Annotated in this window: 14 protein-coding genes; 8 read left to right on the top strand and 6 right to left on the bottom strand. The window is 73.3% G+C overall.

Annotation, left to right across the window (positions count from 1 at the left end; translation table 11 throughout):
* Positions 1-11 precede the first annotated feature (11 nt).
* A complete protein-coding gene (locus CDO52_RS16130; protein WP_017617733.1) occupies positions 12-983 on the bottom strand; it encodes an alpha/beta fold hydrolase in 972 nt (323 codons plus the stop codon).
* Between the two features lie 208 nt (positions 984-1191).
* Here CDO52_RS16130 and CDO52_RS16125 point away from each other — a divergent pair, with 208 nt between their 5' ends.
* Both CDO52_RS16125 and CDO52_RS16120 read left to right on the top strand, forming a co-directional pair.
* Positions 1192-1719 carry a hypothetical protein gene (locus tag CDO52_RS16125; RefSeq protein ID WP_017617732.1) on the top strand — a complete coding sequence of 176 codons (528 nt, stop codon included), beginning with the start codon at positions 1192-1194 and terminating at the stop codon, positions 1717-1719.
* 66 nt (positions 1720-1785) lie between these two features.
* On the top strand, positions 1786-2181 hold the full coding sequence (locus tag CDO52_RS16120) for a VOC family protein (RefSeq protein ID WP_017617731.1): 396 nt from the start codon (positions 1786-1788) through the stop codon (positions 2179-2181).
* Between the two features lie 28 nt (positions 2182-2209).
* Here the strand turns inward: CDO52_RS16120 and soxR are convergent, their stop codons facing one another.
* The 3 genes from soxR to CDO52_RS16105 form a co-directional block, all read right to left on the bottom strand.
* Positions 2210-2737: a redox-sensitive transcriptional activator SoxR gene (gene soxR / locus CDO52_RS16115; protein ID WP_094932497.1), complete on the bottom strand. Its 528-nt coding sequence runs from the start codon at positions 2735-2737 to the stop codon at positions 2210-2212.
* Between the two features lie 31 nt (positions 2738-2768).
* Positions 2769-3707 (bottom strand): alpha/beta fold hydrolase, encoded by a 939-nt coding sequence (locus CDO52_RS16110; RefSeq protein WP_017617729.1) that lies wholly within the window; start codon positions 3705-3707, stop codon positions 2769-2771.
* Between the two features lie 86 nt (positions 3708-3793).
* Positions 3794-5068: a YcaO-like family protein gene (locus tag CDO52_RS16105; RefSeq protein ID WP_232524211.1), complete on the bottom strand. Its 1275-nt coding sequence runs from the start codon at positions 5066-5068 to the stop codon at positions 3794-3796.
* A 338-nt stretch (positions 5069-5406) separates the two neighbouring features.
* Here CDO52_RS16105 and CDO52_RS29120 point away from each other — a divergent pair, with 338 nt between their 5' ends.
* The 4 genes from CDO52_RS29120 to CDO52_RS16085 all read left to right on the top strand — a co-directional run bounded on the left by CDO52_RS29120 (position 5407) and on the right by CDO52_RS16085 (position 8783).
* Positions 5407-6345, top strand: coding sequence for a class I SAM-dependent methyltransferase (locus tag CDO52_RS29120; protein WP_094932496.1), 939 nt, complete (start codon positions 5407-5409; stop codon positions 6343-6345).
* Positions 6346-6431: 86 nt separating this feature from the next.
* The gene (locus CDO52_RS16095; protein ID WP_094932495.1) at positions 6432-7052 is read left to right on the top strand and encodes a PadR family transcriptional regulator; all 621 of its coding nucleotides are present in this window, start codon (positions 6432-6434) and stop codon (positions 7050-7052) included.
* 177 nt (positions 7053-7229) lie between these two features.
* Positions 7230-8063 carry an NAD(P)H-binding protein gene (locus tag CDO52_RS16090; protein WP_017617724.1) on the top strand — a complete coding sequence of 278 codons (834 nt, stop codon included), beginning with the start codon at positions 7230-7232 and terminating at the stop codon, positions 8061-8063.
* A 120-nt stretch (positions 8064-8183) separates the two neighbouring features.
* On the top strand, positions 8184-8783 hold the full coding sequence (locus tag CDO52_RS16085; protein ID WP_017617723.1) for a TetR/AcrR family transcriptional regulator: 600 nt from the start codon (positions 8184-8186) through the stop codon (positions 8781-8783).
* Between the two features lie 28 nt (positions 8784-8811).
* On the opposite strand, the gene CDO52_RS28175 is transcribed toward CDO52_RS16085, so the two are convergent.
* A complete protein-coding gene (locus tag CDO52_RS28175) occupies positions 8812-9684 on the bottom strand; it encodes a helix-turn-helix domain-containing protein (RefSeq protein ID WP_017617722.1) in 873 nt (290 codons plus the stop codon).
* Positions 9685-9973: 289 nt separating this feature from the next.
* Here CDO52_RS28175 and CDO52_RS16075 point away from each other — a divergent pair, with 289 nt between their 5' ends.
* Both CDO52_RS16075 and CDO52_RS16070 read left to right on the top strand, forming a co-directional pair.
* Positions 9974-10420, top strand: a complete 447-nt coding sequence (locus tag CDO52_RS16075; RefSeq protein ID WP_017617721.1) for an ATP-binding protein — start codon at positions 9974-9976, stop codon at positions 10418-10420.
* Between the two features lie 130 nt (positions 10421-10550).
* Positions 10551-11480, top strand: coding sequence for an SDR family oxidoreductase (locus CDO52_RS16070; RefSeq protein WP_232524209.1), 930 nt, complete (start codon positions 10551-10553; stop codon positions 11478-11480).
* Here CDO52_RS16070 and CDO52_RS16065 read toward each other — a convergent pair.
* Positions 11403-12590, bottom strand: a complete 1188-nt coding sequence (locus tag CDO52_RS16065) for a phosphatase PAP2 family protein (protein ID WP_094932494.1) — start codon at positions 12588-12590, stop codon at positions 11403-11405. The genes CDO52_RS16070 and CDO52_RS16065 overlap by 78 nt on opposite strands.
* Positions 12591-12703: the final 113 nt, after the last annotated feature.

The following is a 12703-nucleotide window of genomic DNA, read 5'->3' as shown; positions in this document are numbered from 1 at the left end:
GGCGGCGCTCATCAGGCGGTCTGCCGCGTCGGCTTCTTCTTCCCCTTCTTTGCGGCTGTGAGGTGGCGGTCGACCAGACCCGAGATGACGCTCACGACCGTGCCGGGGTCCTCCAGCGGTGTCATGTGCCCGGCCCCGGGGATCTCGACCAGACCCTCGCAGTTGGGCAGGGCGGCGGCGATGCGGTGGGCGTGGGCGATCGGGGTGAGGCGGTCGCGTCCGCCGGCGACGACCGTGGTGGGGTACTCCAGTGCCCGAACCTCGCGTTCCACGTCGAGCTCGGCGAGCACTCGGCCCCAGTGAGCGCGCGGCAGAGACGGGCAGGCGTGGACGAGACGCGCGCAGAAGTCGACCATTCGCGGGTTGGCGTCGGGGGCCATCGTCACGTAGTGCAGCGCGGCCCGGGTGAGCGGCGTCATCGGCCCCAGGGGCAGAGGCGCGCCGAGGAGCAGGCGGTGCCCGGCCGTACCGAGGCGGGGGAAGCGCGCGGCGCCGGGCACGACGCGGGCGGAGGCCAGCAGGTCGGAGCATCCGGTGCTGATCAGCGCCGCGGCCGCGGCCCGTTCGCGCACCTCCGGCCGCTGGGCGGCGGCCATCAGCGTCATCCCGCCCATGCTGTGCCCGCCCAGCACGGCGCGCGTGCCCGCCGGGACCGTGGCGCGCAGCACCGCGCACAGGTCGTCGGCCAGGGCCGAGACACCGTAGGCGTGGCGGGAGGTCCGGGCGCTGCGGCCGTGGCCGCGCTGGTCGTACAGGACGACGCGGTAGGCGGGGCCGAGCGCGTTGACGACCGGGGCCCAGAACGGGATGGAACACGTCCAGCCGTGGCTGAGCACGATACTCGGCGCGTCGTCGGGGCCGTGCACCTCCACGTGCAGGCGGGTTCCGTCGGCGGAGCGGACGCTGAGGTCGCGGCGTGGAGTCGCCGGCGCCGTCCGAGCGGCCGAGGGGGCGGGGGAGGCCGGTCCGTTGTCCATGAGCATGGCGCCTTTCGTGGCTACCGACGAGTCACATCCAGTGCTGCCCGAGCCTAAACCATGACAATGGCCATTGGAAGGGATTTGGTCCGGTCGGACCTCCGGCCGCGCCCCGCCCCCGCGACACCACCCACGTGCGGTAACGTCGCGCCCACACGACCGACCGGCCGCTGCGGGCCGGCCACGATCCGACCGGGGACGACCACCACCGCCCATGAACGACGACGCCACCGCCTTCGCCGACATCCTCCACGCGCTTCCGCTCTACGCCCCGGTCGACGAACGACGGCGCGGACGCGTCAGCTCCACCACCGTCGACCCCGGCGCCACGCTGCCCACCAAGGTGGTGGTCGACTTCGGCTCCACCCCCGAGGGACCCGACAGCGGCCCCGACCTGGAGATCGCCACGCGCGCCTGGGAGGCCGGCACCGCCCCCGGCGAGCGGGAACTACGGGGATTCTGCGCCGAGCGCGACCTCATGGAGCGCCGCATGCGCGACCCCCTCAGCGCCCAGGCCATCGGGCCGCCCCCGGACGCCGCCTGGTCGCAGGCCCGCATCACCCTGGACGCCGACCCGTACACCTTCACCGTCCTGACCACCGCGCACACCTGGGTGGCCGCCACCGTCCTGCCCGGCCCGTTCCTGCTGCGGATCTTCACGCCCGCGCCCGGGCCGCACCCCACCCACCTGCGCCGCATCACCTCGGCGACCCAACTGGAGCCCCTCCGCGGCCGCGGCTGACCCCTGCGGCCGCGACGCGTCGCGCACAGGCTTCACCCGGCCACCGCCCCGCTCTAGAGTCGCCCCATGGCCATCCACGTCCTGGGCAGCCGCATCCTGCTGCGCCCCACCGACCTCGAACGCAGCCGCACCTTCTACCGCGACATCCTCGGCCTGGCCATCTACCGGGAGTTCGGCACCGGCGACGGCCAGCGCGGCACCGTGTTCTTCCTCGGCGGCGGCTTCCTGGAGCTGTCCGGGCACTCCGAGCGCCCGCCCGAACCCACCGCCACCCAGCTGTGGCTGCAGGTCCCCGACATCTGGGAGGCCCACCGCGCCCTGGTCGGACGCGGCGTGCCGATCGCGCGCGAGCCCACGCGCGAACCCTGGGGGCTGATCGAGATGCGCATCACCGACCCCGACGGGCTGGTCATCTTCATCGTCGAGGTCCCCGACGACCACCCGCTGCGCTACCGCCCCTGACACAGCCCCCGGGCCCCACCGCCCGGCTCTACTCGGCGCCCTCGTCGGCGCAGCCGCGCGCAGGCTCCAGGAGGTCGGGTGCCCCGGGCGCCCCACCCACGAGAAGATGGCGCGGCCCCGGCCCCTCCTGGCCGCACGCGTCATAGGGGTTGGACAGCACACAGCGCTCCAACGACAGGCAGCCGCAGCCGATGCAGCCGGTCAGGTCGTCGCGCAGCTTCTCCAACTGCCGGATGCGCGCATCGAGCTCGGTGCGCCACTGCTCCGACAGGCGCGCCCAGTCCTCGCGCGTGGGCGTGCGCTCCTCCGGCAGCGCTGCCAGCGCCTCGCGGATGCGGTTGAGCGGGATCCCCACCCGCTGCGACACCCGGATGAAGGCGACCCGGCGCAACGTGTCACGCCGATAGCGGCGCTGGTTGCCCGCCGTCCGGCGGCTGGTGATCAGGCCCTTGCGCTCATAGAAGTGCAGCGCGGAGACCGCGACGCCGCTGCGCTCGGCGACCTGGCCGACGGTCAACTCCTTGGCCTTCCACGACACCTGCGTCACGTTCACCATCCCGATCGTCGATCCTTAATCAAGGTTGACGTTACCGGGTGGCCCCGCGCCCCGGGGCCGCGGCCGCGGCCCCGTCCAGGGCCGCGCGGATGCGCGCGGCCAGCCGCGGCTCCACCGCGGAATGCCCGGCCTCCACCCACCCCAGGTGCGCGTGCGCCAGGGCCGCACGCAGCCGCTCAGCGCTGGCGGCACCCGCGGTGTCGCCGGTGCCCTGGACCACCGTGACCGGCGCCGTGACCGCCCCGGCCAGGCCCAACACCCCTTCGGTCGGCAGGAAGAACCCGTGCCGCGCGTAGTGCGCCTCCACCGCGGCACTCGCGACCAGGCCGGGCCCCAACCGGATCCGCGACGGGGCGAACCCGGCACCGCCCAGGGCGGCGTCGAAGGCGACCCAGTTGCGCACCGCCCTCGCGTGGTCGGGGTGGGCGGGATCGTGGATCCGGCGGGCGTAGGCGGCGGGGACATCGGCACGCTCGGCGGCGTCCAGCGGGGCGACGAACCGGTCCCACACCGCCGGGTCCACGCCCTGCCCGTCGAGCAGGTGCCGGTACTCCTCGCGCGCGCCGAGGAACAGCCCGCTGAGCACCAGCGCGCTCACGGCCCGCGGGGAGCGCGCCGCCAGCGCCAGGGCCAGCACCGTCCCCCACGAGGGGCCCAGCACCACCCACTGCTCCACGCCCAGGTGGGTGCGCAGCCGCTCCAGGTCGTCGACCAGGTGGCCGGTGGTGTTGGCCACCAGCCCGCCGCGCGGGCGCGAGGCGCCGCACCCGCGCTGGTCGACCTGGATGATGCGGAACCGCCGCGGGTCGGCCAGGGCGCGCTGCGCGCGGGTGCTGTGCCCGCCCGGCCCGCCGTGCAGGAGCAGCAGCGGCACACCGCCGGGCGAGCCCGACTCCCACCAGCGCAGGACATGGCCCGCGCCCACGGGCAGCCATCCGCTGCGCCGGGTCGGGGCCGCGGTCGCGGTCATGGCGTCACCGGCTCACTCGCGCCGGGGCGCCCGGCCGCGCAGGCGGCGCCCGCGCGGCCCCGGCAGGGCCAGGTGTCCGTCGGTGATCAGGTGGAACCGCTCCAGGCCGGGGCACTGCACCTGCACGACCGTCGTGCCGTGTTCGAGGACCGCCAGATCCCGGGCGGCGACGCGGTGCCCGGCGGCGGTGATCCGCCGCACGACCTCGGCGCGCTGCTGGGCCACCGGCGTCGCGGGCGCGACGGTCTCCGGCGGCAGCGGGCCCCACGGCGCGTCGTCGATGCGGTCGTCGATGGCCAGCCGCGCGCAGGCCAGCAGCCGGGGTGGTCGGCCAGCCGGGCGCGCGCGGCGGCGCCGGTGTCGAGGTCGCGGGCGCCCTGGGCGATGAGGTGGTCTTGGACCAGCTCGCCCAGGGCCCGCTCCACCGCGTTCTCACCCGACAGCGAGGCGCCGATCCCATAGCGCGCCCCGCCCCCGGGCAGCGGCGGGGCGTGGGCGAGCACGACGGGCAGGTCGATGTCGGTCGTCAGGTCCAGCAGCGTGATGGGGCCCTGCACGGTGTCGGTCGCCTGCTCCAGCCGCTGGCGGAGGAACGCCGGCAGGGCGGCGACCGGCAGGCGGGCGGGCATCGGCCCGCCGTCGTGCACGGTGCGCAGCAGGAACACCGAGAGCGCGTCGCGCTCGGCCCACTCGTTGAGGGCGTGCAGGAGGGCCTCGTCGCGGGTGGCGCCGATCGCGCAGCCGGTGTTGACGCTGTAGGAGAGCACCGGGCGGTAGTCGGCGGTGTCGCCGATGCGGGCGCGGTGGGCGGGCAGCGGCCCGGTGGGCAGTGGGTACCACGGCGCCCACAGGAACAGGGGGACGTCGATGGGGGAGCCGCCGTCGAGGGCGTCGTAGGGCAGGCAGGCCAGGCGTGGCCGGCCGCTGCCGTCGAGTCGGCCCATGGCGCGTTCCGCGCGCAGCGGTCCGGTGGACAGCTCGGCGAGGTCGCGCAGTTCCACGGGCAGGGTGGAAAGGATGCCGGGGCCGGTGAACGCGTGCTCCAGGGCTTCAAAAAGAGCGCCCACGCGGGCGGGGGCCGCGCAGCCTTTTCCGCTGCCCAGGCCATCAGGGATCAGGGTGCCCTCGGGGCCGTACAGCCGACAGCGCGCCGCGCTTGGGCCGGTGGCATCGAATTCGTGCAGGGCAGAGCGCCATCCCAGGTGCGAGATTTCTCGCCGGGCCTGTTTCTCGGCGTGTTCCAGCGGCAATTCGCGTTCCCGCGCACCGGCCCAGGGCTCGGTGTTGGCGGGGGCTGTTCCGGTTGGCGGGCCGACGCTGGCGGCCGGCCCCCCAACCGTGCTGATGGGATCAGGACTCAACGGTGTCCTGGTCGGTCTCTTCGTCCATTTCAGCGGCCTCGACGGCGATGTCCTCGACAACGTCAAGGTCGACGGCGTTGAACTTATACGCGCAGCCCATTGTCAACTCCTCGTCATTTCGACGTGAACGGGAAGATCGTTCAGAGGCATTTCTACATCCCTGCGCGCTACTTGTCACCATGTGCGTTTGTGGAATGTTGCGGGTATTTTGCGGCCAATCACGCGGGTATTTACTCCAGGTAATGAAATTGGTACGCAGCGTCGATGGGACTGTGGGGGAGAGCGCTTCCCCGGCCCCACGGCCCCCACCCTCACCCCCGCCTGGCACACTCCGGCTCATGACCACACCGGCGGAACACGAACCCGGCCTCCTCGACAGCGTCGAGGAGCTGGCCACCGGGGCCTGGGTCCTGGCCGCACTGGCCGCCGCGATGGACGCCGACCCCACGGCGCCGCTGAGCGAGGAACACGGCGCGGTCCTGGGCGCCGCCGGGTACGCCGAACGCACCGCGGACGGCTGGCGGCTGCGCCCCGAGCACCGCGCGGCCCTCGACGCCCTACCGGTCCCCCAGGCCCTGCCCGCCCAGATCGCCTGGATGCTGCGCCAGATGTCCGACGCGGCGGCCGGGCGCCCCGGCGGTGCCGAGGAGGAGAGCGACGCCGACCTCATCGCCGAGGGCGAGGCCTCCGGGCAGGCCGTCGGCGCCCTGCTGGACCGGCTCGTCGACCAGCTGCCCGACATCGGCGACCTCCTCGGGCGCCCGGGCCTGCGTGTCCTGGACGTGGGCACCGGCATCGGCGCCGTCGCCGCCACCGTCGTCACCCGCCTGCCCCACGCCCGCGCCGTCGGCCTGGACATCGCACCGCGCGCCCTGCGCCTGGCCGATGACCACCTCGCCACGCGGGGCGTGGGCGACCGCGTCGAGCTTCGCCACCGCGACGTCGCCGACCTCGCCGAGACCGGAGCCTATGACCTGGTGTGGCTGCCGCTGACCGTCCTCGCCCCCCAGGCGGCCGAGCGCGCCCTGCCCCGCGTGTGCGCCGCACTGCGCCCCGGCGGCCGGGTCATCGCCACGGCCGCACCCCGCGGCCGGAACGCCGCCACCGGCGGCGTGGGAGAGGCCGTCACCCGGTGGCGGCTGGCCCGCGCCGGGATCACCCCGTGGAGCCCCGCCGAACTCGCCCGGCGGCTGACCGCGACCGGACTGGACGACGTCCGCGAGATCGAACTCCCCCCGCCGGCCACCACCGTCGTCGTTGCCCGGCGCCCGGGCTGAACGCCGCCCGCCGCCGCACGCGCCGGTGGCCAGGGGGCCGTTAACCTAGGGAAACCACGGCGAGGCACAGGTGAGACAGGGAGACGATGTCGGCGACACGGCTACTGGTGCTGGGCGTGGTGCGCGCCCACGGAACGGCGCACGGCTATCTCGTCCGATCCGAGCTGGTCACCTGGGGCGCCGACGAGTGGGCCAACGTGAAATGGGGCTCGATCTACCACGCGCTCCGGCAGCTGGCCAAGGAGGGCCTGCTCACCGCCACGGAGGTGCCCGACTGGCCCGGGCGCACCGACTACGCGCTCACCGAGGCGGGCGACGCGGAGTTCCTGCGGCTCCTGCGCGATGCTCTACGCCAATCGGCCGACCGCCCCGATGTGCTGGGGGCCGGCGTGGCGTTCCTACCGGCGCTGCCCCGCGAGGAGGCGATCGCCCTGCTCACCGAGCGCCTGCGCGGTCTGGAGGCCGGGCGGGCCGAGGTCGACGACGCATTCGCCTACCCCGGCACCGGCGGCCTGCCGCTGCACGTGCGCGAACTCTTCGCGCTGTGGATGACGTCGATCACCGGCGGCATCGAGTGGACACGTGACCTGATCGCCCGGCTGGAGAGCGGCGAGTATGTCATGTCCGGCGAGGGCGCCGCGTACGGCGATCCGGGCAGCGCCCACCTGCCCGAGTTCATCCGCCCCGCGTCCCACGGCGCCGAGTAGCCCCGCCTCGCCGCACGGGCCGGGTTCTCCCCACCCCGTTACTCAAACTTGTATATGGCCGTCGGAGGGGGCTACGCTGGGCGCTCACTCAAATTTGAGTAAGGGGTTGTGGGGACGGAGCACAGCCCCGCCCGGGTGGGCGAACGACGCCACGATGAGCGAACTCAGGAGGCGAACATGACGATTCTGGTCACCGGCGCCACCGGCAACATCGGCCGGAACGTGGTCCAGGGGCTGGTCGAGAAGGGAGAGGGGCCGCGCGTCCGCGCGCTGACCCGCAACCCGCAGGCGGCGCGGTTGCCCGAGGGGGTGGACGTCGTTCAGGGCGACCTGCTGCGGCCCGACACGCTGACCCCCGCCCTGCAGGGCGTCGCCACGATGTTCCTCTTCCCCCTCGCCTACCGGGTTCCCACACCCGAGCTCCTCGACGACTACGCCTCCTCCGCGGGCGCCGTCGCCGCCGCCGAAAGGGCCGGAGTGCGCAGGCTCGTGGTCATGTCGGCCGAGGGCGAGCTGCTCGAGGCGGTGCAGCGGTCGACGATGGAGTGGACAATCGTCAACCCGGGCGAGTTCATGCTGAACAAGATCGACTACTGGGGCCACTCGATCCGCACCGAGGGCGCGGCCCGGTCCGCCTACCCCGACTCGCCGGGGTGCCCCATCCACGAGGCCGACATCGCCGACGTCATCACCGCCGTACTGCTCGGCGACGGGCACGCGAAGGCCGTCTATGAGCTGACCGGGCCCGAACTGCTCACCCCCGCCGAGCAGGTGCGGGCCATCGGCCAGGGTATCGGACGCGAACTGCGCTTCCAGGCCCTCAATCCGGAGGAGGGCCGCGCCGAACTGGTCGCACAGTGGGGCGAGATGGCCGCCGACCACTACATCGAATACCAGAAGGAGTGGGCCACCGCCCCGCCCACGGTGCTGCCCACCGTGGAAGAGATCACCGGGCACCCGGCCCGCACCCTGCGCGCGTGGGCCGCCGACCACGCCGCGTCCTTCCGCTGATGCCCACCGGTCCCGGCACCGCCGAAGGTGCCGGGACCCCGCCCCGCGCCATGCCACCACCCGCAACCACTTCGCCTATCGTGGCTCGCGGCCGGCAGCAGAGGACAACGCGGGGGACCGATGACACGCAATCCGCAACGACGTGCGGCGCTGTGCGACGCCGCCCTGGCGGTCCTGGCCCGCGACGGCGCGCGCGGGCTGACCTTCCGCGCCGTGGACACCCAGGCCCACGTGCCCACCGGCACGGCCTCCAACTACTTCGCCAGCCGCGACGACCTGCTCACCCAGGCCGGACGCCACGTCTACGTGCGCATGGCCCCCGACCCCCGCGAGGTCAGCGAGCACATGAGCGGGCCGCGCACCCGCGCCATGGTCACCGAACTGCTGCGGTGGACGCTGCGCCGCATCACCGACCAGCCCGACCTCTACCTCGCGCTGCTGGAGCTGCGCCTGGAGGCCACCCGCCGCCCCGAACTGCGCGCGGCGCTCACCCGCACCATCCGCGCCGACCTCGACGCCAACGTCCACGGCCACCTGGAGGCCGGACTGCCCGGCGACCGCACCACCGCCGTGCTGCTCTACCTGGCCATGAGCGGGCTGGTGATCGACCACCTCACCCTGCCCGGCGTCCTGGACGGCGAGGACGCCGACCAGCTGATCGCGGCGCTGGTCACCCGCCTCGTCCCCGAGGAGGACACGGCGGCCGCCTCCGAACGCTGAGTGCCGGGCGCCCTCCCCGAGGCCGGAGTCAGGAGGCCGGGGGCTCGGCCAGCTCGTCGAGGAGCCGGCCGATGAGCGCGCGGGAACGCGAGGGGGACAGGGCCTGGCGCCCCAGTTCGGCGAACGCCGCGTCGTAAACCGCGACCTCCTCGTCCTCCTCCAGATAGGCCGCGCCCATGCGGTACTCGATGTACACGAGCTCCCGGTCGCGCGGGTCGGGGAACTTCAGCGTCACGAACGACCCGTGCGACCCCGGATGCGCGCCCGAGGCGAAGGGCAGAACCTGCAGCCGGACCCCGGGGCGCTGGGCGTCGTCCAGCAGCCGCCGCAGCTGACCGCGCATGACCTCCACGCCGCCGACGGCCCGGCGCAGCACGCTCTCGTCGATGACGGCCCACATCCGCACGGCCGTGGCCTCCTCGGCCAGCCGCCGCTGCCGGGCCGCGTGGACCTCGACGCGCCGCCGCGCCTCCCCCTCGTCCACCGGCTGCGGTTCGCCGCGCAGCAGCGCCCGCGTGTACTCCTCGGTCTGGAGCAGGCCCGGGACGTGGTCGACCTGGTAGCAGCGGATCTCGCTGGCATCGGCCTCCAGGCCGATGTACGTGCTGAGCCAGGAGGGGATGTCCTTGGCGTAGCGCTGCCACCAGCCGCGCTTGCGCGCGGCCCGCGCCAGGTCGATGAAGTAGGCGCGCTCCTCCTCGGGCACCTTGTAGAGGTTGAGCATCATGGAGACCGTGCCGACCTCGGCCCTGACCTCGGCCTTCTCCAGGCGGGTGATGGTGACGGGGTTCTTGCCGACGTATTGGCCGACCTTCTCGCGGGGGATTCCGGCTTCGCGTCGCCTGTCGCGAAGGAAGCGGGCCAGGGTGCGGCGGGCTGCGGTGGGGCTGTTACGTGGCACGATGCACCTCCGAAGCTGGGGTCAGCTGGAATCAGAGTACATGCACTAGTGCTTTTTTAACGAGTTCACGCATACCTCTTGCGTGGCGATGAAGGGTCGGGCGATATTGGAACGGTAGCCCCGCATCACCGCACGTGTCCGGCGAACCAGGAAGGTGATGGGGAAAAGAACAGCCCTGACCGGGTGGTGGAGCACCCGGCCAGGGCATTTCAGTCCGACTCACCTGTCTCGACCAGGGAGTAGAACCGTGCACAACATAACAGGTCGCCCTGTTCCGGGCTGTCCTGGCATGTGCCGCCACGAGGCCGATCACCAGCTGACGTTCGCGGGCCGGCCGGCGAGCGTCGGCGTCCTGCGCGACTGGGTGGCGCGGCACCTGCGCCTCGGCCGCCACGACTACCCGGCCAGGCTCACCGACGACCTGGTGATCTGCGCGAGCGAGATGGGAACCAACGCCATCCGGCACTCGCGCTCGGGCCTTCCCGGCGGGGTCTTCACCGCCTCGATGTGGCAGGGCCCCGGCTGCGTCTGCCTGGAGGTCCGCGACATGGGCCCTCGGCCGGACACACCGAGCGTGCCGCACATCTCCGACTCCATGTCCGCGGACTTCACCTGCGAGTCCGGGCGCGGTCTGGGATTCGTCGCCGCACTGTGCGACGGCCGCTGCGGCTTCACGGTCCCACCCAACCCGCGCGGCCACACCGTCTGGTGCGAACTGCGCACCCCACTGGCCTGAGGTTCCCCGGAAGGATTTCCCATCGATCACCGCATGCCTGCCACAGGATGTCAGGTAGCGGCCCCTACAACAGCGGGGAGAGGACGGCGCGGCGGACACCACGGCCGCGCACACGCGCACCACCGAGGAGATGGGGACCACGATGCAGGGCAGCCTGACAGGAAAAGTCGCACTGGTGGCGGGGGCCACCCGGGGCGCGGGGCGGGCGATCGCCGTCGAGCTCGGCCGGTCGGGCGCGACCGTCTATGCCACCGGGCGCACCACGCGCGACCAGCGCTCGGAGATGAACCGGCCCGAAACCATCGAGGAGACCGCCGAGCTGGTCACCGCGGCGGGCGGGACCGGGATCCCCGTTCGGGTCGACCACCTGGAACGGGACGAGGTGCGCGCGTTGGTCGAGCGGATCGGCACCGAGCACGGCCGCCTCGACGTGCTCGTCAACGACATCTGGGGCGGCGACATCTTCTTGGCGTGGGACCGCCCGCTGTGGGAGCAGTCCTTGGACAAGGGGCTGCGCATGCTCCGCCTGGGAATCGACACCCACGCCATCACCAGCCACTACGCGCTCCCGCTGCTCATCGGCGAGCCGGGCGGACTCGTCGTCGAGATGACCGACGGCACCAGTGAGTTCAACGCGCACTACCGCGCGGACGTCGGCTTCTTCTACGACCTGGTCAAGGTGGCGGTTCAGCGCATGGCCCTGGCCCAAGCCGCCGAACTGCGCCCGCACGGCGCCACGGCGGTGGCCGTGACCCCCGGCTGGCTGCGCTCGGAAGCGATGCTCGACGGCTTCGGTGTCACCGAGGACACCTGGCGCGACGCACTGAGCAGCCAACCGCACTTCTGTATCTCCGAGTCCCCGGCCTTCGTCGGGCGCGCCATCGCCGCCTTGGCCGTCGACCCCGACGTCGCCCGCTGGAGCGGACAGACGCTGTCCAGCGGGCACCTCGCCCAGGTCTACGGCTTCACCGATACCGACGGATCACGCCCCGACGCCTGGCGCTACATCACCGAAGTGCAGACCACGGGCAAACCCGCCGACGCCACCGGCTACCGGTAGGCCCACCGGCCGACTCCCGTCGCGACCATCGCGACGTGCGGCGCGACGCCCCCGCGCCTCGGCCGTGGTGGCGGTGGACCGCGTCCGGTCCACCGCCACCACGGTTCCCGCCCACTCCCAGGGACACGGGGAGCCGTCGGGGCGCGGGGTGCGGATCAGGGCACCCGCGGCATCTCCCACCAGGTCTCGACCGGCCGCTCGGCCGCAGGCGGGGCCTCCCGCCGACCCACCACTACGGGGTCGGGCTCCTCGCTCTCCAGCAGCGACAGCAGGACCGGCGCGGTCACCAGCGGCACGGCACTGACCCCGGCCGCCAGCCACGCGGCGACGTCGACGCCGACCAGGCCCGGAGCGCCCACCGACGGGCTCAGGGCGAGCAGCTCCAGTGGGACCGCGGTCAGCACGAACACGGGCAGCCACGCCCAGGCGGCGGCCAGCAGCGACGCGGACACCCCGGCGGCGCGGCGGGCTCAGGACCGCCGTGGCCACACAGAAGGCGGTGAACGCCAGCAGCGTGCTGCCGATGACATCGCTGGGCCGGTGCCAGCCCTGGGCGACGGTGGTTATGGCCACGGCACCCGACCACAGCGCCCCCGCGCCCGCCACCAGGGGCCGAATGCGAGCGGGCACCACGAGCAGCAGGGCCAACACCAGTGCCACCGCGAGCGTGACATGCCCGCTGGGAAAGCTGTTGCCGCCGCCTCCCCACCCGCTCCCCGGGTTCAGCGGCGGGCGCGAGAGCAGCCCCGCCTTCAGCACGAAGGTGGCCCCGGCCGCCGCGACGACCATGCCCAGCGCCACGGCGCTCACCCGCACCCGCCGCTGGGCCAGGCCGGTCACCGCCACCACTGCGAGACCGGCGACGAGGATCATCGGTGCGGTCAGCCAGTGCAGCCCGCTGAGCAGCGCACCCCACTCCGTCACCCCGCCCCGCAGGGAGACGGCGAGGTTGGCGTAGGCGTCGCCCAGGATCCCGTCCTCGATACGCTGCCCGGCTGGGGTGTGGACCAGCAGCGCATAGGTGACCGCGAAGGCCGCGGCGCTCCCGGCGGCCGCCACGCCCATCACCGCCCGGTGTCCGGCCGTGGACCGGTGCAGGGGAAAACTCATGTCAGGTAGTCCTCCAGAAGGGCGGGCTCCAGCCCGGATTCCTCCGCTTCCTGGACGAACCTGTCGACGTCCTCGCGGAATTGCTCACGGAAATGCATCAGCACGATGTCGCC

This window comes from Nocardiopsis gilva YIM 90087 (assembly GCF_002263495.1).
GTDB lineage: Bacteria > Actinomycetota > Actinomycetes > Streptosporangiales > Streptosporangiaceae > Nocardiopsis_C > Nocardiopsis_C gilva.
This window is presented reverse-complemented; position numbering and strand designations above follow the sequence as displayed.